The 22,298-nt window shown below is 66.4% G+C and carries 20 protein-coding genes; 8 read left to right on the forward strand and 12 right to left on the reverse strand.

Annotated elements, in window-relative coordinates:
• Positions 1–1,007 precede the first annotated feature (1,007 nt).
• The 4 genes from ACWGJP_RS10600 to ACWGJP_RS10615 all read right to left on the reverse strand — a co-directional run bounded on the left by ACWGJP_RS10600 (position 1,008) and on the right by ACWGJP_RS10615 (position 3,903).
• The gene (locus ACWGJP_RS10600; RefSeq protein WP_452329758.1) at positions 1,008–1,382 is read right to left on the reverse strand and encodes a hypothetical protein; all 375 of its coding nucleotides are present in this window, start codon (positions 1,380–1,382) and stop codon (positions 1,008–1,010) included.
• Positions 1,379–1,600 carry a hypothetical protein gene (locus ACWGJP_RS10605; protein WP_452329759.1) on the reverse strand — a complete coding sequence of 74 codons (222 nt, stop codon included), beginning with the start codon at positions 1,598–1,600 and terminating at the stop codon, positions 1,379–1,381. The genes ACWGJP_RS10600 and ACWGJP_RS10605 overlap by 4 nt, the downstream gene beginning before the upstream one ends.
• 3 nt (positions 1,601–1,603) lie before the next feature.
• Entirely contained in the window at positions 1,604–3,487 is a 1,884-nt protein-coding gene (locus ACWGJP_RS10610) for a DNA primase family protein (protein WP_452329760.1), read from the reverse strand.
• A gap of 86 nt (positions 3,488–3,573) precedes the next feature.
• Positions 3,574–3,903 carry a hypothetical protein gene (locus ACWGJP_RS10615; protein WP_452329761.1) on the reverse strand — a complete coding sequence of 110 codons (330 nt, stop codon included), beginning with the start codon at positions 3,901–3,903 and terminating at the stop codon, positions 3,574–3,576.
• A gap of 351 nt (positions 3,904–4,254) precedes the next feature.
• On the opposite strand from ACWGJP_RS10615, the gene ACWGJP_RS10620 reads away from it, so the two are divergent.
• The 5 genes from ACWGJP_RS10620 (at position 4,255) to ACWGJP_RS10640 (ending at position 9,410) form a co-directional block, all read left to right on the forward strand.
• Positions 4,255–4,638, forward strand: a complete 384-nt coding sequence (locus tag ACWGJP_RS10620) for a helix-turn-helix domain-containing protein (protein WP_452329762.1) — start codon at positions 4,255–4,257, stop codon at positions 4,636–4,638.
• 487 nt (positions 4,639–5,125) lie between these two features.
• Positions 5,126–5,746 carry a hypothetical protein gene (locus ACWGJP_RS10625; RefSeq protein WP_452329763.1) on the forward strand — a complete coding sequence of 207 codons (621 nt, stop codon included), beginning with the start codon at positions 5,126–5,128 and terminating at the stop codon, positions 5,744–5,746.
• A complete protein-coding gene (locus tag ACWGJP_RS10630; RefSeq protein ID WP_452329764.1) occupies positions 5,743–5,940 on the forward strand; it encodes a hypothetical protein in 198 nt (65 codons plus the stop codon). The genes ACWGJP_RS10625 and ACWGJP_RS10630 overlap by 4 nt, the downstream gene beginning before the upstream one ends.
• A 92-nt stretch (positions 5,941–6,032) precedes the next feature.
• Entirely contained in the window at positions 6,033–8,120 is a 2,088-nt protein-coding gene (locus ACWGJP_RS10635; protein ID WP_452329765.1) for an AAA family ATPase, read from the forward strand.
• Between the two features lie 153 nt (positions 8,121–8,273).
• On the forward strand, positions 8,274–9,410 hold the full coding sequence (locus ACWGJP_RS10640; protein ID WP_452329766.1) for a hypothetical protein: 1,137 nt from the start codon (positions 8,274–8,276) through the stop codon (positions 9,408–9,410).
• Here ACWGJP_RS10640 and ACWGJP_RS10645 read toward each other — a convergent pair whose 3' ends face one another.
• Together ACWGJP_RS10645 and ACWGJP_RS10650 are read right to left on the reverse strand one after the other, a co-directional pair.
• Positions 9,411–9,590, reverse strand: coding sequence for a hypothetical protein (locus ACWGJP_RS10645; RefSeq protein ID WP_452329767.1), 180 nt, complete (start codon positions 9,588–9,590; stop codon positions 9,411–9,413).
• A 169-nt stretch (positions 9,591–9,759) separates the two neighbouring features.
• Complete coding sequence (locus ACWGJP_RS10650; protein WP_452329768.1) at positions 9,760–11,280, reverse strand: recombinase family protein; 1,521 nt, start codon at positions 11,278–11,280, stop codon at positions 9,760–9,762.
• Here ACWGJP_RS10650 and ACWGJP_RS10655 point away from each other — a divergent pair.
• A complete protein-coding gene (locus ACWGJP_RS10655; RefSeq protein WP_452329769.1) occupies positions 11,178–12,938 on the forward strand; it encodes a ComEC/Rec2 family competence protein in 1,761 nt (586 codons plus the stop codon). The two genes, ACWGJP_RS10650 and ACWGJP_RS10655, sit on opposite strands and share 103 nt — an antisense overlap.
• Positions 12,939–12,948: 10 nt before the next feature.
• Entirely contained in the window at positions 12,949–13,980 is a 1,032-nt protein-coding gene (gene holA, locus ACWGJP_RS10660; protein WP_452329770.1) for a DNA polymerase III subunit delta, read from the forward strand.
• A gap of 92 nt (positions 13,981–14,072) precedes the next feature.
• Here holA and rpsT read toward each other — a convergent pair whose 3' ends face one another.
• Positions 14,073–14,333 carry a 30S ribosomal protein S20 gene (rpsT, locus tag ACWGJP_RS10665; protein WP_452329771.1) on the reverse strand — a complete coding sequence of 87 codons (261 nt, stop codon included), beginning with the start codon at positions 14,331–14,333 and terminating at the stop codon, positions 14,073–14,075.
• Positions 14,334–14,522: 189 nt separating this feature from the next.
• Here rpsT and ACWGJP_RS10670 point away from each other — a divergent pair, with 189 nt between their 5' ends.
• Positions 14,523–15,767 (forward strand): MFS transporter, encoded by a 1,245-nt coding sequence (locus tag ACWGJP_RS10670; protein ID WP_452329772.1) that lies wholly within the window; start codon positions 14,523–14,525, stop codon positions 15,765–15,767.
• Here the strand turns inward: ACWGJP_RS10670 and ACWGJP_RS10675 are convergent.
• The 5 genes from ACWGJP_RS10675 to ACWGJP_RS10695 all read right to left on the reverse strand — a co-directional run bounded on the left by ACWGJP_RS10675 (position 15,715) and on the right by ACWGJP_RS10695 (position 22,271).
• On the reverse strand, positions 15,715–16,440 hold the full coding sequence (locus ACWGJP_RS10675) for an alpha/beta fold hydrolase (RefSeq protein ID WP_452329773.1): 726 nt from the start codon (positions 16,438–16,440) through the stop codon (positions 15,715–15,717). The genes ACWGJP_RS10670 and ACWGJP_RS10675 overlap by 53 nt on opposite strands.
• Positions 16,441–16,521: 81 nt before the next feature.
• Positions 16,522–18,231, reverse strand: a complete 1,710-nt coding sequence (locus tag ACWGJP_RS10680) for an ABC transporter family substrate-binding protein (RefSeq protein WP_452329774.1) — start codon at positions 18,229–18,231, stop codon at positions 16,522–16,524.
• Positions 18,232–18,445: 214 nt separating this feature from the next.
• Positions 18,446–20,374, reverse strand: a complete 1,929-nt coding sequence (locus tag ACWGJP_RS10685; RefSeq protein ID WP_452329775.1) for an ABC transporter ATP-binding protein — start codon at positions 20,372–20,374, stop codon at positions 18,446–18,448.
• Positions 20,371–21,285, reverse strand: coding sequence for an ABC transporter permease (locus ACWGJP_RS10690; protein WP_452329776.1), 915 nt, complete (start codon positions 21,283–21,285; stop codon positions 20,371–20,373). Before ACWGJP_RS10690 ends, ACWGJP_RS10685 begins: the two co-directional genes overlap by 4 nt.
• 2 nt (positions 21,286–21,287) lie before the next feature.
• Positions 21,288–22,271: an ABC transporter permease gene (locus ACWGJP_RS10695; protein ID WP_452329777.1), complete on the reverse strand. Its 984-nt coding sequence runs from the start codon at positions 22,269–22,271 to the stop codon at positions 21,288–21,290.
• Positions 22,272–22,298 lie beyond the last annotated feature (27 nt).

Below are 22,298 nucleotides of genomic sequence, written 5' to 3' on the forward strand. Positions count from 1 at the left end.
ACTCACGGCTCGGAATGCCGGAGGACAATCGATCGCAGATCGATTCGGGTTACCTGCGATTATTGCACCCGTACCCCACATACCTCAAGGGGGTACGGGTAGTAGGCAAGCAGTCTGACTCCATATGTAGATCGGGCTGCGCCCGCCCGCGCTTCGCGCGATGAGTCAGGCTGCTTGCCTCGGTCGAGCTGACGCTCGTCCTCGGGAGAGGGGGCTTCGCCCCCTGGCTCGCTTCGCGAGCCACCCCCGAACACGCGCTCTGCACACGCGGTGTGAGAGAGGACCGTCGACGCTGCACCTGCGGTGACCGTAGCGGGAGCGGAGACACCGCCCACGGTCGCAGTAGGAGCGCAGAACGTGGCCATGCAGCAGCGCGCGCTCTCCATGGAATTCGGCTATCGCCGGACCTCCCCACCTCGCTGCGCTCGGAGGGGCCCCGCAGGTCCGGCGTCGCCAGAAGGCCGATGCGGCGACCGGTCCGGTCGCCTGAATACGACCTGATCCGGTGACCAGGCGAAATTGTCGGCGGCACCGTGACATAGGGCACCTGCACCCTGAGATGTCCTTCATGTGTCTCCGCGGAGACACCCGGGGGACATGTGGGAGGACGCAAGCCGCACAAGAAACGGCATGGCCCGCAGGTAGCCCCGAGTGTTCACGCAGAGACACCTCAACGTCCCTGAGGTGTCTCTGAGGTGTCTCCGGAGAACACGCGCTCCGCAGTGTCCCTCGAGTGCTTCCGAGGTGTCGCCCGTGTGTCCTTCAAGGGACTCCGACGTGTCCCTCGAGAGCGCTGGCTCAGCGGGGTCCGCAAGACGTCTCCGGGGTGTCCCCGAGGCGTCCCTCACGTGTCTCCTGGGTGTCGCCACTGTGCGAGCACGTAACGGCGTGCTTTGCAGTGTCCTCAGAGTGTCTCCGATGTGTCCTCTGCGCGCTCGAGCACGTTGCGGCGCTGATGCATCCGCATCCTGGCAGCCCGGCTCCGCCGGGTGCCTGCATGGAATCGGTCAGGATGAGGCGCGGGCGATCGGCCACCCGGTGGCTGCGCTGCCGGCGTGCGCGAGCACCTCGAGCACGAGCTGCAGCGTGGCGGGGTCGAGACCGGTGATCGCGTCGCCGAGGTCGACCGGGTGATCGCTGCTCGCGAGGCTGGAGGCGATGGCCAGCAGCCGTCGCTCACCGCCGCTGAGGTAGCCGCCCTCCAGCGCTGCCAGGTCCGCGTCGAACCAGACCCCGCCCGAGACGTGGCGGCGGACCCACGGCCCGTCGAGGAGCCGGCCGCGCGCGCCTTCGATCAGGAGCGCGACGGCGGCCTCCAGAGCGAGGTCGCCCTCGGCCCAGGCACGGAGCGCCGCGGCGCGGGGATCGAGGTTGGCCTTCACCGTGTGCCTCCGCGTCGACGCAGCATCTCAAGGCCGTCGGTACGCGCGATCACCGCTGCCACGTCAAACTGCCGGGTGAACTCGTCGAGGAAGTCCCTGATGCGCGGGTCGGCGAGCGGGTCGCCGTCGGCGGCCTTCGTCAGCTCGCGGGTGAATGCCTCGAACGAGAGGGGGGCAGTGGGGCGCTGCGCCTTGCGTCGGGTGCGACGGTTGCTCATCGGTCAGTCGTCCTCGGTCGTGTTCGTGTTCGTCGTCACACCGCGGCACTGATCCGCGTCGCGGACAGCTGCGTCCGCAGCAAGCGACCCTTGTCTCATGCCGGCCGCGACCCATGCCTCGTACACGTCGCGGCGCATCAGTCCGCGCACCTGTCGAGGGGCGGACTTCGGGAGGCCGCGCGGCGGCCCATAGTCCGAGTTCACCCACTGCCACTTACTCACCTCATCGATGTAGTGGTACTCGTCAAGCACCGGCTCCGAGGACGTCAGCCAGCTGCGGGTCGTGAGCTTCTGGTCGTCACTGCCGTCAGAGGTGGCGACCTGAGGCGTGACCCACACGTCCTGATCGAAGAGCGCCTTGATCTCCTTGGTGAAGGAGTTCGCACTCACAGGCTTCGAATCGGGGCGGTTGTCCTTCAGCCATGCGGCGTACAGGGCGCGCAGCATGGGGAAAGGCAGGACAGGCCGCTGGAACTCGGAGTGGTACTCGTCGAAGAAGGCGAGCACCGTGTTGGTCTCGCGTTTGTGTGCCCGGAGGGCGTCGCGTACAGAGGCCGGCTCCTCGAGCTCCCAGTACTTCGGGATCTCGACGAGCACCTTGTACGCCATGTATTCGAGGACCTCGGTGCGGCGCAGGTAGTCATCCTTGATGGCCTTGTTCTTCACGCCGTCCGGGAACCGCTGGGTCATCGGCACGATCGCCAGGCGGCGGTCCATCGACTCGGTCTTGTCCCGAAAATTAAGCGCGCCGTTGAGGGTCAGGATCGTGAAGATCGACGGCTTGTAGGTAATGACCGGCTTGTGCTTCCGGTCGATCCGGATCGGATCGTTGGTGATGATCGCCTTGAGGTCGCTGGCATCCTTGATGAACTCACCCACGGGGGTCTCATCGGGTGCGTTGAGATGAATGCCGATCAGCTGCTCCTTGCCGAACTGCGAGCCGTAGTCCTTGATCGGCACGCTCGCGCAGTTGCGCTCGCCCACCAGCGCGCGGACGTGCGCGAGGATCGTGCCCTTGCCGTTGGACCCGGACTCGGCGTGCAGCGACGGCATCTTCTGCCAGTCGTGTCGTGGACGGAGTGCCGCGCCGATCATCCTCATGAGGTACGCGCGGGTCCCTTCGTCGGGGATCGTCTCCTCCCAGAACTGCTCGAGGTCCCAGACGTTGCCGTTCTCCTCAGCAATGCGGGGAACCGGATGCTGCTTCTCGATCAGGCGTACGTCGCAGTTGCGGGCGAGGAACACGCGATCCGGGGAGAACTCGAAGCGCTCGCCGGACCGGTAGTCGAGGATGCAGTCGCGCATGACGACGAGATCGGGGTCCTGCATCTCGGTGACCTTCGCGGCATTCAGGCGGACCTGGCGCTCGAACTCCGCAAACCACTTCTCGCCGTGGCTGAAGTTGAACGCCTTCGCGAGCTCACCCAGCAGGCCCATGTCGGTGCGGCGGTAGAGCCCTTCGTACTCGCCCGCCTGCTGGTAGATTGCGAGGACGCCGAGGCCATCGTCCGAATTTGCCCCGCCTGGGGTGACCTCCGCGACATGGTGCAGGTGATGGACGACCAGCGCGACCTGGACCGGGTAGAGCGTCCTCGGCATCAGGTACTTCGGCTCGCCCTTCGGGATCTTGACGTTCTCTGCGCGCAGGACGCCCTGACAAGCAGAGAGCAAGACACGCTCGATCTGCGCAGGCGACGGCGGATTGGCCGGATCGATCGCGCTCAGGTAGGCGAGAGTCGTCCGTCGAAGGACCTCGTTGAGCGGAGCCACGTCGAGCTTGCCGGCAAAGTGCTTCTTGTTGGCAATGATCGCATCGATCAGCGGGCTGCTGCGCTTCGCAACCTTGTTGTCATCGCTGGGTGTCTGTGAAAAAATGGGCTTAGGCATCGGGCAGACCTCCGTCTAGGTCGTTCGTGTCGGGCCGTCGAGTTGCAGCTCGACGGCCCCGCTTCGTATTAGGGGGACGCGCGACGTCAGGTTGCGAGGAGGCGTCCGAGTTCGCGCTTCCGCTCGGCGGTCAGGCGCGGCCACGTCGACACGACCTGAGCCGCGAAGTTCGCAAGCCCGTCGTACTCAGGAGGTGCGACGACGGTGCGCTGCGGCATGGGAAGCAGATGCAGATTGGACTCACGGACGCCAATCGTGCCCCGCCCATCCAGGATCTCGACCGGGATGTCGTGCTCTCGAAGGTTGTGCCGGACAGTGTTCTTGTGTCCGTAGCCGCGCGAGCACAGCTCGTCGACGGTGAAGACCGTCTCATCAAATTTCGCCTTTGTGCGCTCGGCGATGGATACAGCAGGCATGCGAGGCTCCCTCGTGCAGTGTGTCGAGTGCGCTCTCATCGTGGAGCGGGGCCGGCTCGACGAGCGGCCCCTACACGGCCACGCGGTATCTCAACCGCGGAGCTGCACTATCGACGAAGATGCCGAGTCTGCCGACTCGTGCACCTCACCGCCGGGCGTCTCAGCTCCGGCGACTGCACTGGGTCCTGTCACCCATCCGCCGGTCAGCTACCGGTCGTGCGGTGGGATGACCCTTGCGGGCCATGCGACTATCGTAACATGGTGTTGCGATGAGCGCCAATAGGCGTCGCCAATATCGCGAGAATCTGTGTAATCCGCACTAAAATCTGCTCGTATGTAAGGGGATCCGGCATGACCTTCGCGACCGAGACCTTCGCCCGTCGCATCCGAGAGGAGCGCCAGCGCGCGGGTCTCAGTCAGGCTGCTGTCGCCGCGAGGCTCTCCGAGCTGGTCGGCAGGACGATCGACCACAGTGCCGTCGCGAGGTCCGAGAAGCACGAGCGGCCCGTCCGACTGGATGAAGCGGTGGCGCTGGCCGAGATCCTCGAGGTGCCGCTCACGTCGCTGCTCCGCGACCGCACCGCCGTCGACGAGCAGCTCGGGGAGCTGCAGCGCGATCTCGCGTTGGCCGAGTGGCAGTCGAGCACGGCGCGAGACGACTACGAGAGGGCGCAGGTCACGGTCAGCGCCATCCAGCGACGCATCGCCGAGCTCGAGGACGTCGACGAGGGCTGATCGGTGGTCTCGGCGAGGTGAGGCACTGAGGCACTCGACGCCATATAGTGCCCCACGTGCTGCCTCGCACATCATGCCTGGTCAGGTACTAGTTTCTGCGAGTTTGAGGCGCTGAGGCACTGGATTAGCCAGAAAGCCCACCGTGGAGATCTTTGTGGTGCTCCCAAGCGGGGCCAGCTGCGTGCGTTCCCGCCACGCATTAACTTCTTAGTTCTAGTGCCTCAGCGCCTCAAAGCATCCAAATATCGACCTTGACCTGCGGTAATGAGTGAGGCACTGGGTGAGGCATTGAGTGAGGGGTAGTGCCTCAGCGCCTCATCACCCCCTGCCGCCCTTCCTCCGGTCCAGCCCACAGCGAGCGCAGTCAGCCGCCCACGCCCACGCTTGCGCCCCGCCCTCATCGCTCGGCTCCACCACCTGCCCACCCTCACACGTCCTCGTCTCCGAGCCGATCCGGCGTCCCCGGCACGGCGGAGGGGCCGATCGCATGCCGCGCCCATCCATCACCTCCCACGCCGTCGGCGACGCGATCGCCCGCTACCGCGAGCTCCGCCAGCTCACCCGCGACGAACTGACCTACGCCCTGAGCGTCGTGGGCCACGACCTCGACGTCGACGACTTGCGCCCGATGGAGCAAGGCCGAGCCATCGTGACGGTCGACGACCTCGTCGCGATCGCCGTGGTCCTGGACGTCCCGCCCTTCGTCCTGCTCACCCACGGGCCCGCGGGCCTGCTCGCCGAGGAGTCCCTCGGCACCGGCGTGCCCGCGGGCGTCGACCAGCTCGAGCTGGTCGCCTGGGCGCAGGGCCGGACGGGCCTAGAGCGCCCCGCGCGGCTCTCTTGGGCGCAGGACCGCCTTGAGCGCCTGCGGATCCTCGCCGCACACCACCAGGAGCACGTGGAGGCCGCGCTGGCGGAGCAGGACGAGCTCGGGGAGCCTTTCATGGCCCAGGAGGCCGACGCCGTGCCCGTGCAACGCCTCCTGGAGCGCATCCAGCAGGGCGAGCACACCCTCCGCGAGGCCGACCGGGCCCTCGCCTACGCCGAGCACAGGCTCGACGCGCTGCAGGGTGCAGGCGGCGGGTCGCCCAAGGAGGTCGCGCCGTGAGCACCTGGCGCTACCTCCCTGTCTTCGTGGAGCGCGACGGCAGCCCCGAGTACTCGCGCTGCGAGGTCTACCTCGACGACGCGGGCCTGGTCGAGGCGTGGACCGAGAGCCATCAGATCGCCGCCTCCGGCGATAGCGCCGATGAACTGCGAGCCGACCTCGAGCACATGCGCGATGACCTCGCCACTTGGTAGCCCATCGCGTTCGCGTCGCTCGCGGTCGGGACGCGCCTGGAGCCCCGAGAGTCAGCGGTGCCAGACTGCTGATCGGACTGCGAGCGGCCTGCATGAGGCCCGCCGGCACGCCCGCCATCGAGGACAACCGACCTCATCCGCTTCCGTTCGAATGTCGGTGTGCCCGCCTAGTCTGGCGATACAGATGCTTGAAGCGCGAGAGAGGCCATGAGTTGAAGCTGAAGTCATTCCGGGTTCACCGGTACAAGAACGTGCTGGACTCGACGGAGGTGGCGGTCGAGATCGACGTGACGACGCTCGTCGGGATGAACGAGTCCGGGAAGTCGACGATGCTGGATGCGCTCTACCGGCTGAACCCCGTGTATGGCGACAGGTTCGTGGAGCTCGACGACTATCCGCGGTGGCGGCGCAGCCGCGACAGCCGAGCCGGAGACCTCCAGGCGATCACTCCGATCGAGGCGACGTTCACGCTCGACGGTGAGGATCTCCGAGTCCTCGCGGGGAAGCTCGGTGAGGGCGTCGTCGGCTCCGACACGGTGAGAGTCGGCCGCCGGTACGACGGTGAGGCCTGGGCTGAGGTCACCATCGACGAGCGCCGATTCCTTCAGGACGCGCTCGAGGGTCACCGGGACGCTGAGGAGCTCCTCGGATCGCACGCCACAGTTGCCTCTCTCAGGGATGCTCTCGCGGCCAGGGCCAAGGAAGAGGCCGCCGCTGCCGCGGCCGCTGCTGCGGAGACCACCGAGGTGTCGGGCGACTCTGAAGAAGAGCCGGCCGCGACGGACGACGAGGCGACGAGCATGACGACGGCGGACGTTCTGGCGCGCATCGCTGACAGGCTCGGTGCTTCTGGCGATCTCGCCACCATCGCAGAGGCGATCGTGCTCGCGTGCATGCCGAAGTTCTTCCTGTTCAGCGACTACCAGCGCCTCGACGGACGAGTGGACGTCGCGGAGCTCAGGACTCAGGTAGATGAGGAGCCGGGTGCATCAGCTAAGCAAACCGCGCGTGCACTGCTGAAGCTCGCCAACACCGACGTGAATGCGATGACGGACTCGAACTTCGAGGCCAGCACCGCCGAACTCGAGTCGGTCTCAAACGACTTGTCTCGCGAGATGAAGGAGTACTGGAGTACGAACCCCGAGCTGCGGATCAAGATCGTGACTGAGCCGGAGACGGTCTCGGATGGGCGGGGCCAACATAGCGTGGTCCGCTACCTGAACTTCCGAGTCGAGGACCGCAAACACGAGTTCACGAACAACTTCTCGCGCCGGTCCTCCGGGTACCGGTGGTTCTTCTCATTCCTCGCGGCGTTCAGTGAGTTCGAGAGCCGTGGCGGCGATGTCGTGATCCTCCTGGACGAGCCTGGCCTAACCCTCCATGCCAAGGCGCAGCGCGACTTCCTCCGATTCATCAACGAGCGGCTCGCTCCGGCAGGCCAGGTGATCTACACCACGCACTCGCCCTTCATGGTCGAGCAGATCGAGCGTGTGCGCGTTGTCGAGGACCGTGGTGACGACATTGGCTCGGTGACCTCGTCGGATGCTCTCGAGGTCGGGGAGGACAGTGCGTTCCCCCTGCAAGCTGCGCTGGGCTACGACCTCACGCAGAACCTGTTCATCGGCGAGCGGAACCTCCTCGTAGAGGGGCCATCCGACCTCGCATACTTGGACCTGGTCAGCCGTCGGCTGCGCGAGCTTGGGCGCGAGGGCGTCGACGAACGCTGGCGGATCCTGCCGGCAGGCGGGTCGTCCAATGTCCCCGCATTCGTGTCCCTGCTCGGGCGGAAGGTGTCCGTCACCGTCCTCCTCGACTCCGGGACTGAAGGCGGCGGGAAGGTCGAGGCCGCAATGAACGCGAACAAGATCGACGGCGGTCGGATAGTGCTCGTCAGCGCCGTGCTGGAGCAGAAGCACGCGGACATCGAGGACCTCTTCACCGAAGAGGACTACGTGAAGCTGTACAACGCCGCGTTCGGTAAGTCCATTCGGGCCGAGGACCTGCCAAACCACCACGAGCGCATCCTGAAGCGGCTGGAAGGCTTGGGCGAGCCCAAGTTCGACCACTGGCGTCCCGCTGCCGTCCTGCTGCGCGACCCGTCGCGAGTTGAACAGCTCTCGGAGGCGACTCTGGCCAACTTCGAGGCGCTCGCGACGAAGATTAACTCCACTCATTCGTGATTACGGACGCTCAGCATGTCAAGCGGAGAGGCATCTGAAAAACCGCGACTCAAATCGTGCCTTGTGCCCCGGGATTCGGTGTCGGTACGTGTCGCTAGGGTGACTCCCACAGCTGCCAGCGTCACGCGCTGACAACGTCGCAGAGGGGACGGCATGATCGATTGGTGGGCAAGCTTCGCGGACGAGTGGACGTGGTCGAGTCCGGCAAATGTTCTGGGAACTGCAAGCATTCTGGTGACGGCGCTCATTCCGCTGTTCCTTTGGCGTCTCGGAGTCAAACAGGCTAAGCGGGACGGCGAGCTCAGGGCGCAACAGGTTTCGATCCTCGAGCGTCAGGAGCGTATCTTGCAGCGCCAGCGACGTGACGCGTTGTTGTCCATCGTCGACGACTCCAGCGATGCGACGCACTTGGAACTTCTCTGGGAGGAGGTCGCCGAGTATTCAGGTAGAGATCGTGTGTTGCTGCAGGCTACCTTCCGCGCGAATGTGGCGGTGTCACTGCCGGGAGACCATCTGGGAATCAGGGTTGCGGACCAACTGGACTCGGTCGCTGTAGCCCAGTACGTGGCGGGACTCGAACGCAGATACGCATCAGCACACCGCGGCCCTCGCAGGTTCGATGGACTCTTAGCGTTCCTCGAACACGCAAGGACGCGGAACCTGGACGTTGACATCTCGGCGATCGTCACGCTTGTCACTGGAAAAGCGGCCGAGATCCAGCGACCCGGACACGGCTTCTATCGTGAGCTGGTGAATCTTCTGCCGGAAGCTGCCGGCGGTCTCCTGCACCGCGTCGAAGATATCGACTACCTCATAGCAGGAGGCACACGTCTTAACGTGCTTACTGGCGTCCTCCTCGGGATCAAAGACGCCGAACTGAACAGAGCACCAGGCAGACGGCCGCCTCTCGTTACGGCTGTATCGACGCTCCGGAGCGGCGTCCCCTCTGCACTTGCGCAACTACTTCACCGAGACAATCTGAGGTCGCTAGACCGGTGGTCGCTTGAAGGTTCGACAGAGCCCGTGTCGGCGACCATCGCCTGGCTCATCAGGGTCGTAGGCTGGCTGGCTGACGGCGATTCGCACCTTGCGATGCGGATGGTGGAGAACTTGGCCCCAGCGATCCGCTCTATACCCGACGGGGATCGCGGCTGGGGAATTGACGACCGCGATGTTCGCCAAGGCTTTGCGTGGATTCGCGAGAAGCAACCTGGGCTCTGGAGCAACTACGGCGATGAATTGATGGCCGCGGCGAGCAGCATCGGGAAATGGCGCGAGGCATGGGCATAGTCACGCAGCCTGCCGCCGCGATTCTGACGCCTCTCGCCGTCCGCCGCTCGTACCCACAACCATCACAGCACGAAGCTGCTGGAACTGGTCGTCGGCCAGTGGGGGAGCCAGGGCGGCGATGCGCCGAGCCCAGTCCTTGACGGACTCCTCGGTGGTGGATTTTGCGGCGACTGCCGACATGCGCGGGCTCCTCATAGTGAGGAGTGCTTCGTGCGGCGACCCCGCGGCTAAGACTTCGCGAGGCGGGCATGTCTCCGCCTCAGCCAACCGCCCACGTCGGAGCGGCGACACTCGTGTTCAGATATGGCTCCATTTTACCGAGAGAGCGCAGACACAACCATGGACACAGCTACTTCCACGCGAACTCGACCCGTTCGCGGTTGACCCCCTTCTTGCCGCGCCAGCCCTTGCCGACCGGCTTGATCCGTGGCGTCACAAGGAGCCGGATGACCTGACGGCGCTCGACGATGGACAACTCCTGCCAGCGGGCCTCGACGTCGTCTGCGCCGGCAAGCTCGATGATCAGAGGATCGGTCCTCGCCAACGCCTCGAGCTGCTTCTGCGCCGCATCGATCTGCGGCAGGATAAGCGCGCGCTGCTCCGTGAGCATACCCAGGTCCTTGTCCTTCGCCGCCTGCTTCGCAACGTCGTCCAGCCAGGCCTTGTGCGCGCGGATCTCCTCGAGTAGCGCCTCACGCTGCTCGTCCACGCCCTCGTCCTCCTGGCCCACGCGTGCGAGGAAGTCTGGGCGCTGGAGGCGGGCGAGCACGACCTCGGTCACCAGGAGGTCCAGATGCTCCTCGCGCATCGCAACATGGAAGCCCGTCTTGCCCGGAGTGCCATGGCAGAGATAGGCGTTGTAGTGGCGGCGGGGGAGCTTCTCTCTGGTCTCCTTGTCGTACTGCTGCTTCCCAGCGTTCTGCTTCCCAATGCGGGTCCCGGACCCGCAGACGGCGCATTCAGCGATGCCGCCGAGCAGGTGCTTTGCCGGCCACGTGTTTGCCCCTTGCTGACTACGTCCAGCCATGACCGCCTGCAGTCGGTGCCAGGCTTCCGGTTCGATAAGTGGTGGCCAGATAGCTTGGACGTCCTCGAGGATCTTGCCCTGATGCTGGCGCAGACCCGCGTACGCCGGCATCGACAGCATCTGCTTCACCGCCGGGGGAGTCCAGCCCAGCACCTCCCGGCGCGAGGTGAAAGCGCGCCGTCGGGGCGGGATTCCCCGGGCATTGAAGTCCTTGGCGATGGCGTAGTAGGCTTCGCCGGCCAGTACTCGCCGCGCAGCCTCCCGAACGACCGGTCCGTGCTCGGGGTGCTCGATGACACCGACCAGCTGCCCGGTCGAATGATCGTAGACGCGCTCGTAACCATAGATCTGCTTCCCGTGCGGTCGCCCCTTGAGCGCGTTGGCTCGCATGTCCCGTCTCAGGCGCTCGCTCGTCTTGTCGCTCTCGTACTCTGCGTCAGACGCATCCTCTCGAAGGGAGCGACGATCGCGGGCGTTCGTTGGATCGTAGACGCGCCCATGTGTCAGCACCCAGATGCGGACATCGCGTTCGGCGCACAGCTCGATGAGGTCGAGCCACTCGCCGGTTCTGCGTGAGCCGCGACTCGACTCCCAGATGCCGAGCATGTCCGCACTGAAGCGGTCTTCTTCCAGATCAGCCATCAACTCCGCGAAGCCCTCGCGCGTCTTGCGGGCGTACCGGCTCGCGCTACGGTCCGTGTCCCGGTAGGGGTGAGGGTGAAGCACCCAACCCTGCCGTTGTGCGCCCTCGACCATCTCATCGTGCTGTTGGTTGGGGCTCTTACCGGTGCCGGACCGGTCCTGCGATACACGTAGGTACTCCCGTACGACGAGATGCTTCATGCATTCAATTTTACCCACCTCATAGACAGACAGTCTCTGGAGCGAACTGCGCGATCGTCGTGGCCGCCGCGTTCTGGTTCGTGGCGCTGTGCCGAGGGGGAAGAACGGTGCGCGTCATCACGGCGGCCGCCTCGCTCGCGGCGTTCATCGTCCTCGTGACCCCCGAGCCGAGCGTTATCAGGGCGGGGACGATGGCGGGCCTGGCCATGCTGGCCGTGCTGCTCGGGCGGCCGAGTGCGGGGACGAGCGTGCTGTGCCTGGCGGTGACCGCGATCCTGATCGCCGACCCCTGGCTCGCGGCGACGCCGGGGTTCGCGCTCTCGGCAGCCTCGACGGGCGCGCTGATCCTGCTCGCCCCCCGCCTCGCCGGTGGGCTCGAGCGATGGATGCCGGCATCCGTCGCTCTTGCGATCGCCGTTCCGCTCGCCGCTCAGCTGGTCTGCGGCCCGATCGTGGCGCTGTTCTCCGAACAGCAGTCCCTGATCGGCATCGTCGCCAACCTGCTCGCCGCCCCGGCTGCGCCGATCGTGACCGTCGTTGGCCTTCTGGCGTGTCTTGCCGCACCTGTGCCCATGCTCGCCGATCTGCTCGCCGCCTCGGCGTGGCTGCCTGCGGCGTGGATAGCGACGACAGCGTCGGTCACGGCCGACCTGCCCGGCGCCAGGATGCTTGTCGTCCCTGGCATCGCGACGGCATCCGTGGTGCTGGTGCTGGGCATCGCGCTCGGCGCGATCCTCTGGCGCAGCAGAGCGGGACGACGCGCACCGGCGCTCGTCCTTCGGACCGCCGCGACGCTGCTGATCGTCGCCACGGCAGTCGCCGGCGCGCGGATGCTGTTGACCGGCCCGCTCGCGGTCTCGGCGACGCCGGAGGGATGGTCGATCGCAGCCTGCGACGTCGGACAGGGCGATGCGCTCGTCGTGAGATCGGAGGGCAGCACCGCCGTCATCGATACGGGTCCTGAGCCGGAGCTGCTCGAGGCGTGCCTCTCCTCGCTGGGCGTAGACAGAGTCGACATGCTCGTCCTCACGCACTTCGACCTCGACCATGCCGGCGGGGCGCAGGCGCTCATCGGGCGTGTGGCCCTCGTCCTGCACGGCCCTGCCGGCGGGCGGGAGGATGACGACCTGCTGACGGCGTTCGCCGAGGATGGCGCGGAGATCGTGCCGGCTGCCGCGGGTCAGCACGGGATGCTCGGAGAGGCGCGATGGCGTGTGCTCTGGCCGAGGCCGCAGCAGAGTGCGTTCCCGCCCGGCAACGATGCGAGCGTCGTGATCGACGTCGACGGGGGCGGCGTTCCCCGCGCACTCTTCCTGGGTGACCTGTCCGCAGCGCCGCAGCAGCTGCTCGCGGCCTCCGGCACGCTGAGACCGCCCTATGCCGTGGTCAAGGTCGCCCATCATGGCAGCGCCGACCAGGATCCACGGCTCTACGCCCTCGCACGGGCGTCCGCCGCGATCTTCAGCGCAGGGACGGGCAATGACTACGGGCACCCGAGGGCGGAGTCTCTGGCGCTTCTGGAGGCCTCCGGTGCGGTGGTACTCCGCACCGACCTGCAGGGACGGATCCTTCTCGGGATTCAGGACGGACGCCTGACGGCGTGGACCGAGCGCGAGACCGAGCCACCGGGATCGGACGGTGACGGAGGCCCCGGGTAGGCTGAAGGACATGGCTGCTGCTCGAACTCCCGCGAAGAAGCCTGCGGCGAAGATCGCGCAGGTGTCGTGGCGGGAGCCGCGACCGGCGCCGATCGTGCTCGTCTCCGGGCCGGAGGAGGTCTGCGCCGAGCGGGCGATCGCGGGAGTACGCGACTACCTGCGCGCCGAGGATCCCGCCCTCGAGGTCAGCGACGTCCGGGCAGATGACTACGCTCCGGGAACGCTGCTCTCACTGACGTCGCCGTCGCTCTTCGGAGAGCCGCGGCTGGTCCGTGTCGCCGGGGTGGAGAAGTGCTCGGACGCCTTCCTCCAGGAAGCGGTCGCCTATCTGGAGAACCCTCAGGAGGGCGCCACCGTCATCCTGCGCCACACCGGCGCGAGTGTGCGCGGAAAGAAGCTCCTCGATGCCGTCCGCGCTGGAAACGGGGGCGGTATCGAGATCGCCTGCCCCGCCGTCAAGCGCGATGGCGACCGTGTCGATTTCGCCGCCGGCGAGTTCAAGGCGGCAGGGCGGCGGATCCAGCCGCAGGCACTGCGCGCTCTCGTCTCGGCGTTCGCGGATGATCTGACCGAGCTCGCCGCCGCCTGCCAGCAGCTCATCAACGACGTCCAGGGCGATGTGACCGAGGCCGTCGTCACGAAGTACTACGGGGGTCGCGTCGAGGTCTCGGCCTTCGTCGTCGCCGATACCGCCATCGCCGGTCGCTACGGAGAGGCTCTGGTCGCGCTCCGGCACGCGTTGTCCTCCGGGGCCGACCCTGTTCCGCTCGTCGCGGCGTTCGCGATGAAGCTCAGGACCATGGCGAGGGTCGCCGGTGTCCGGGGCTCGAGCCGGGATATCGCTGCTCGGCTGGGAATGAAGGACTGGCAGGTCGACAGGGCCAGACGTGACCTCGCGGGCTGGAACGAGCGCTCGCTCGGCCTCGCCATCCAGGCGACGGCCAGGGCGGATGCCGAGGTCAAGGGCGCTGCACGCGATCCCATCTTCGCTCTGGAACGCATGGTCACCGTGATCGCGACCAGGGAGCCTTTCACGGCCTGAGGTCCCGGGGGGATGCCAGGCCCGGGCATTCAGCTCCGGCAGAAACGACGAAGGCCCGCCCCTTGCGGGACGGGCCTGTCGAAGACAGCGGCTCAGAGAGCGGCGACCTGCTTCGCGATGGAGGACTTGCGGTTCGCAGCCTGGTTCTCGTGGATAACGCCCTTGCTGACGGCCTTGTCGAGCTTCTTGGTCGCGGTCTTCAGCGCGGTCTGCGCGGCGGCCTTGTCGCCGGCGGCGATGGCCTCGCGGGTCTTGCGGACAGCAGTCTTGAGCTCGGACTTGACGGCCTTGTTGCGCGCCGTAGCCTTCTCGTTGGTCTTGATTCGCTTGATCTGCGACTTGATGTTTGCCACGTGTGGAAGCTTTCGTTCAGAGTTGGATGGAAGTGCCGTGAGCAGTAGAGGGGCTGCTTTCCGGCGGTCGTGAGGGAAATCCCACACGCAAGCCAAGAATCAAGCTTACCAGGTCTCGCGGAATGTCCGTGCCCAGCCCCTGCCTCGGCGATACTCTGAGCCGACGGGGGAGACGCGAAGGAGCGCGGGATGGGAACGATGGACGTCGCGAACGGGCATGCGCGCGTCGGCAGACGGTGGATGCTGCTGTTCACCGTGGCCTGGCTCGCGATCTGGACCGTGCAGCTGACGCCGGTGCAATTGCTGCTCCCGCTTCAACTGGACACTTCGGACGACGAGGGCGCCTGGGTCGAAGGCGTGATGTGGTCGGGCCTCGTGCTCTCCGTCGGCGGATTGGCAGGCATACTCGCTGGACCGCTCGCCGGCTATCTCTCCGACCGCACGCGTTCGCGCTGGGGCAGACGCCGTCCGTGGGCCATCGGCGGAGCATTGGTCACCGCTGCCGCGCTCATCGCCACGGGGCTCGCAAATGGCCCGATCGCGATCGGTGCGGCGTGGGTCGGGGTGTGGATCGGACTCGCGGCGCTGTCGGCCGCGTTGACGGCCATGATCGCCGATCAACTCGACCAGCAGCGCGGCACGGCGTCGGCCGTGGTGAGCTCGGCGCAGGCCGTGGGCATCGTCCTCGGCGTGGGAACGGTCGTGCTGCTGGGCCTCGGAGTCCTCGACAGCTACCTCTTGCTCGCCGCGTTCATCGCGGTCGTCGGCAGCGGCACGGCCGTGCTGCTCCCGGATCCGCTCCCGGACGGACGAGGAGAACCCGCAGCACGATCAGGGCGCGGCGCGCTGCAGAGCCCGGACTTCCGGCGCCTCCTCGGCGGTCGGCTGCTTGTCAACATCGGCAACGCGCTGGGCACGGCGCTGCTGCTGTTCTTCCTGATGCACGGCATCGGCTCGGCGACCGCGGAGGACGACCTCCTGCTGCTCATCGTGATCTACACGGTGTTCGTCGTCGCCGCGTCGATCCTCACCGGTGCGCTGTCCGATCGGCGGCGGGTGCGCAAGCCGTACGTCGTCGCGGCGGCGATCGTCCAGGCGCTCTCTGCGCTGCTGATCCTCACCGCTCCGACCTTCGTCGGGACGGCGATCGCCGCAGCGATCATGGGCGCAGGGTACGGCGCCTACATGGCCGTGAGCCTCGCGTGGGCGACAGATCTGCTCCCTGACGATGCGGACAACGCCAGGGACCTCGGCATCATGAACGTCTCGGCGAACCTCGGGCAGCTCATCGGGCCGCTCCTCGGCGCGGGCCTGGTCGCCCTCGTCGGCGGTTTCTGGCTGCTGTTCCTCGCCGCGGGCATCTTCTCCGTGGCGGGTGCGGTCATGACGCAGTGGACGCGAGAGTCGCGATCGCCACATCCAGCAGGGCATTGAAGACGCGAGGACGCATCGCGGTCACGAGATGCGAGGTGCGCGGCACGACGATCAGCTCCGACTGCGGCGTCAGGCTCTGGAAAAGCCGTTCCTGGAGTCGGAGCTGATCGAACTGGCCGTTGATCCACCACGTCGGCATCCGTAGGCGGGGCAGAGCCGAGGCGAGGTCGAGCCCCGCGAGGCTGGCCAGCGCCACGTCCTGAGCATCCAGGGCATAGCCGCCGGCGGAGAAGTCGGCGCGCGTCTCCACGGGCAGCGTTGCGGCCAGCACCTGCGCGCTCAGCCAAAGACCGCGGTCGGGGAGCCCGTCGAAACGGCGCGCGAGGAATCGGTAGGAGGAGAGACCTGCGCCGCGGGGGAGCGCGGTGCAGGATGCGCCGATGAACCCCGCCACGGGCGGAGCATCCGCCTGTCCCGCATAGGCGACGCTGAGCAGCCCGCCCATGGAGTGGCCGACCAGGAGCACGGGCGCCGATTCGGCGGCCGACCGCACGGCCTCGTCGATGGTCTCCATCGCGGCGGGGAGGGTGAAGACTTCGTCCATTCGTGAGCCGTGGCCGGGAAGGTCGACCGCTTCGGCGTGCACGCCGCGCGCGGCGAGGTGCTCGAGCTGCGCCCGCCACATCGTCTTGGACGTGCGGATGCCGTGCACGAGGACGACGCGGGGCTTCACGTGCCCAGCATAAGGAAAGCGGGGCCGGTGCTCGCGCACCGACCCCGCCTGACGTTCACTGCGACGAGCGCAGCGACCGGGTTACTTCTCCCAGCCGACGTTCTCGACCGGCTGGACGCCGAAGCCGTCCAGGCCGACGTACGGCTCGGGGGTGAGGTTGGCAAGACCCGTCTTCACAGCCGAGATCGACGGACCGTTGTACAGCGGGATGATGCCCCAGTCCTGGAAGATCTCCGCCTCGAGCTTCATGGCCGCAGCCGTCTGCTCGTCCGCGGTCGGAAGCGACTCGACCTCGGTGTGGATGCGCTCATCCATCTCCGGGGTCTGAACGCCCGAGAGGTTCAGGCCCATGTCCATGCAGTACAGCTGGCAGAACCAGGCGGCACCGAACGGGTCGGAGGAGGTGAAGCGGAGGCCCGAGACATCCCAGTTCATGTTGTTGTAGTCGTCCGAGAAGTCGGTCGACGGGCGGATGTCGATCTGAAGGTCGATACCGACGTCCTTCATCTGCGCCTGCAGAGCCTTCGCGAGGGCCTCCTGCGTCGGGTCGTCGCTCCACACCGGGTAGACAACGGAGAGCTTCTCGCCGTCCTTCTCGCGGATGCCGTCCTCGCCCTCGGTCCAGCCGGCCTCGTCGAGCAGGGCCTTGGAGTCGTCGGGGTTGAACTCCCAGCCGGCCTCTTCGAGGGCGTTGCTGTAGCCGGGCTGGAACGGGAAGAGCGTCAGGGATCCCGCCGGAGCCTCGGTGTAGTCGAGGCCGTTCCAGGCGATCTCCTTCTGCTGCTCGATGTTGATCGCCTTGAAGAACGCCTCGCGGACCTTGATGTCCGAGAACTGCGGCTTCGTCGAGTCGACCTGGATCAGCGTGTTCGCGGTCTGCGTGGAGCGGTAGATGGTGATGCCATCCATGTCCTTGACCTGCTCGAGGCGGTCCTTCGTGCCGACGCCGACCGAGTCGATCTCGTCAGCCTTGAAGGCGTTGATCGAGGCAGCGGCGTCCATGCCCTGGAAGGAGACCTTGTCGAGCAGCGGAGCGTCGCCCCACCACTGCTCGTTCGGGACGAACGAGACGTAGTCGGTGTTCGCGTCGAACTCGTCGATCTTGTACGGGCCGGCACCCCACTCGGGGTGCGGGTTGTCGATCATCGCCGTGTTGAAGGTCTCGGGGTCGGCGAGCGCGGGGTGGATGATGCCCGTCAGGAACGGCATCTCGGGCCAGGCGAAGATGCCGTCGAAGGTGACGATGGCGGTCTTCGGGGTGTCGCCCTGCTCGACCGAGGCGATCTGCTTGTAGCCGTCGGTCGCGTTCGGGTTGAAGCCCTCTTCGATGGAGCGGTTGGCCTTCCACGTGGCGTCGATGGCGGTCCAGTCCATGTCGGTGCCGTCGTTCCAGTGCGCGTCCGCCGTGAAGGTGAACGTGATCTGGGTGTTGCCGTCGACCTCTGCGATGTCCCAGGCGTCGAGGTACGCGTCGTGCTTGTAGGGCGTGCCGTCGTCCTTCTGCAGGAGGATCTGCGGCATGTACCACGCGGCCACGCGTGCCGTGTCGGAGGACGCGTCGCCGTTGAACGAGTTCAGCTGCTCCGGGATCTCGTTGATCGGGAAACGGACCTCGCCGCCCTCCTGGAGTGCGTCGCGCTCCTGCGGGTTGTAGTCCGCGAACGCGGTCTCGACCGCTTCGCCGTCGCCCTCGTTGCCGCCGCCGTTGCCGGTGTCGGTCGCGCAGCCCGCGAGAACGAGTGCGAGGGCTCCGCTGAACGCGATCGCCCCCATCAGCTTGTGCTGCTTCATGGTGCTCCTTTCGCCTGTAGGCGTGTTCGCCTGTCGGCGTGTCATACCGGAAGAATAGTTCGCTCGGTGGACGAATACCCGCCCTGTGAGTGAAGAGCGCCTAACTGTTATCGGACAGTGACCGAGCGTTACCTCGGGGTAACACGGCGGTCTCCGCCACGCCGAAGAGCGGCCGATCGACAAGGCGATGGCCGCTCTTCGGGACACGCACGGATCAGGCCGTGGCGGACTCCGCAGTCAGGCTCTCCGGGTCGAAGACGACGCGCTGGCGGGTGCGCTCGATGTCGGGATCCGGCACCGGGATCGCGGAGAGGAGCGCCTTGGTGTACGGATGCTTCGGGTTGTCGAAGACCTCGTCGACGTCGCCGTGCTCGACGAACTCGCCGAGATACATCACGGCCACCCGGTCGGCGATGTGACGCACGACCGAGAGATCGTGGGCGACGAAGAGGTACGACAGCCCGAGCTTGACCTTCAGGTCGTCGAGCAGGTTGATGACACCGGCCTGGATGGAGACATCCAGCGCGGAGACCGGCTCGTCGAGGACGATGATCTTCGGGTTCGTCGACAGCGCGCGGGCGATGCCGATGCGCTGGCGCTGGCCGCCGGAGAACGCGCCGGGGAAGCGGTCGATGTGGGCGGGGTTGAGGCCCACCAGGTCCATCAGCTCCCTGACGCGGCGGTGGACCTCGTCCTTCTTCGTCCCGATCGCGTTCAGCGGCTCCGCGATGATGTCGGCCACCGTCATGCGGGGGTCGAGAGCGCCCATCGGGTCCTGGAAGACGATCTGGATGTCGCGGCGCAGCTCGCGCTCGAGCCGGTGGTTGGTGATGTCGTTGACGCTCGTGCCGTTGATGACGATGTCGCCGTCGTGCTGCTTCACGAGATCCATGATCTGCAGCAGCGTCGTCGTCTTGCCGGACCCCGACTCGCCGACGATGGCCATCGTCTCGCCCTCGCGGACGTCGAAGGTCACGCCCTTCACCGCGTGGACCTCGCCGACCTTGCGCTTGAAGAAGGCCCCCTTCATGAGTGGGAAGGTCTTCGTCATGTTCTGGACGTCGAGGGTGACCTTGCGCTGCTCGCGAGGCGTGCGGGTCAGAGCGCTCTCGGGCGCCTCACGGACGGGGTACACCGGCTGACCGTCGATCAGGCCGTCCATGCCGATCTCGTGGGAACGGATGCACGCGGCCTGGTGCGGCGCTCCGGATGCCGACGCCACGTCAGCAAGCGGCGGCTCGCCCTCGCGGCAGGCGCTGATCGCGATTGGGCAGCGATCGGCGAACGGGCACGCGTCCGGCAGGTTGATCAGCAGGGGCGGATTGCCCTTGATCGGAGTGAGCGGCTCCTTCTCCTTCTTGTCCACGCGCGGGATCGCGCCGAGGAGTCCGATCGAGTACGGCATGCGCGTGTGGTGGAACAGCTCGCGGGCCTCCGCGTGCTCCACCGGCTTGCCGGCGTACATCACCAGGACGTCGTCCGCCATGCGCGCGACGACACCCATGTCGTGGGTGATCATCACGGTCGCCGCGCCGGTCTCCTGCTGCGCCTTCTCGATGAGGTCGAGGATCTGCGCCTGGATGGTGACGTCGAGCGCGGTCGTCGGCTCGTCGGCGATGATCAGCTTGGGGTTGTTGGCCATCGCGATCGCGATCACGACACGCTGGCGCATTCCGCCGGAGAACTCGTGCGGGAAGGCCTTCATGCGCTTCTCGGGCTGGGTGATGCCGACGAGCTGGAGCAGCTCGATCGAGCGGTCCCACGCCTGCTTCTTCGACATCCCGCGGTGGATCGTCAGTGCTTCGATGAGCTGGTCGCCGATCGTGTACACCGGGGTCAGCGAGGTGAGCGGATCCTGGAAGATCATCGCGAGGCCGTTGCCGCGGATGACGGACATCTGCCTGTCGTTCTTGCCGAGCAGCTCCTGCCCGTCATAGATGATCGAGCCGGTGACCTTGGCGTTCTCGTCGAGCAGGCCCATGATCGCCAGAGAGGTCACGGACTTACCCGAGCCGGACTCGCCGACGATGCCGAGCGTCTTGCCGGCCTCCAGGTCGAAGGAGACGCCGCGGACGGCATCCACACGGCCTGCCTCGGAGGCGAAGCTGACCTTGAGGTCGCGGACGGAGAGAATGGTGCTCATGCGCGGCCTCCTGCCGCCGAGGTGGGATCGAGCGCGTCGCGCAGACCGTCGGCGACGAGCGCCATGGAGACGGTGAGCAGCGTGAGGGCCGCTGCGGGGAAGTAGAACAGCCACGGCGCGCTGGTGATGGTGTTCGCGCCGGACCCGATGAGGGAGCCGAGCGAGACGTCGGGGATCTTCACGCCGAAGCCGATGAACGACAGGCCGGTCTCGGCCATGACGGCGTTGACGATGCCGAGGGTGAAGTTGATGACCAGAAGCGATCCGATGTTCGGCAGCAGGTGGCGCACGACGATCGTCATGCCGCGCACTCCCATGTAGCGGGAGGCGTGCACGTACTCGCGCTCGCGCAGCGAGAGCGCCGTCGTCCAGATCACGCGGGCGGGGAAGTACCATCCCACGACGAAGATCATGATGAGGGCGATCACGCGCCAGTCGCCGCCGGAGCGGTTCGAGAGCAGCGAGAGGATGAGGAAGCTGGGGATCACCATCATGAAGTGGATGACCGCCAGCGAGATCTTCTCGGTCCAGCCGCCGAAATAAGCGGCCGCGGTGCCGACCAGCGCGGAGATGATCGTCGTTCCGAGCGAGACCGTCACCGCGATCATGAGCGAGCGCTGGAGGCCGATCGCCACCTGGGCGAAGGTGTCGTTGCCCGACGGCGTGGTGCCGAACCAGTGATCGGCGGACGGCGGCGTCCCGAGGTTGAGGAAGTCGAGCTCGACGTGGTCGTAACGCGCCACGAGGGGGCCGATCACAGCGAACAGGACAAGGGCGATGAAGATGAAGATGCCGGCGACGGCGGGCTTGTTGCGCATGAAGCGCCGGGTGTAGAGCGTCCACTTGGACAGCGGCTTGGCTGCTTCCGTCGCGCCGTTCGTGGTCGGCTGGTCGATTGCTTCGATGGTCATGATCAGCTAACCCTCACTCGTGGGTCGAGGACGACGACCGCGACGTCGGAGAGGATCGCTCCGATCGCGGTCAGCAGGCCGGCGAACGCCGCGGTGGCGACGACGCCGTGGACATCGCTCTTCGTGATCGTCTCGATGAAGTAGCTCCCCATACCGTTCCACGCGAAGATCTTCTCGGTGAGGATCGCTCCTGTGAACACGGCGGGGATGCTGAAGGCGACCTGCGTGGCGACGGGGATGAGCGACGTGCGCAGCGCGTGACGACGGATGGCCTGCGGCTTGGTGAGCCCCTTCGCCCGAGCCGTGCGCACGTAGTCCGCGTTGATGTTGTCCAGAAGCAGCGAGCGCTGCAGGAAGTGGGTCTGCGCGTATCCGACGATGACGAGGGCGATCGTGGGGAGCGTCAGGTGTTGGAGGGTGTCTATGAACACCGGGAAGAAGCCCTCGACCCCCTTGCTCGAGGAGCCCGTGACGTAGAAGATCCGCACGCCGGTCCACGAGTTGAGGGCGATCGCCAGGAGCACGATGCCGAGCGCGGCCACGATCGTGTTGATGTTCATCGTGATGATCGAGGTGGCCTGGCCGATGCGGTCGGCGAGCTTGTACTGACGGGAGGCCGTGTAGACGCCGAGCCAGATGCCGAGGACCGTCATGATGATGGTCGCGCCGAGGACGAGCTCCGCGCTCACCCACATGCGGAAGGCGAGCTGCTCGTTCACCGATCCGCCTGTGGGGCTCACGCCCCAGTCCCAGCGCAGGACGATGCCGGTGATCCAGTTCCACCAGCGCTCGAAGATCGGCACCTGGGAGTCGAGGTTGCGCGGGCGAAGCAGCTGGGAGATCTGCTCCTCCGACATCGGAGGCCGACGTCCCACGAAGTTGTTCTTCGGGTTGAGGAAGCTCCAGGCGAGGAAGTACGTGATATTGGTCGCTATCACGATCATGAGCAACCAGCCGAGGGCTCGGCGCACGAGATACTTGATCAAGGTGTTGATTCTTTCTCTTTTACAGAC

The sequence above is a fragment of the Microbacterium sp. NPDC055903 genome, from assembly GCF_053615555.1.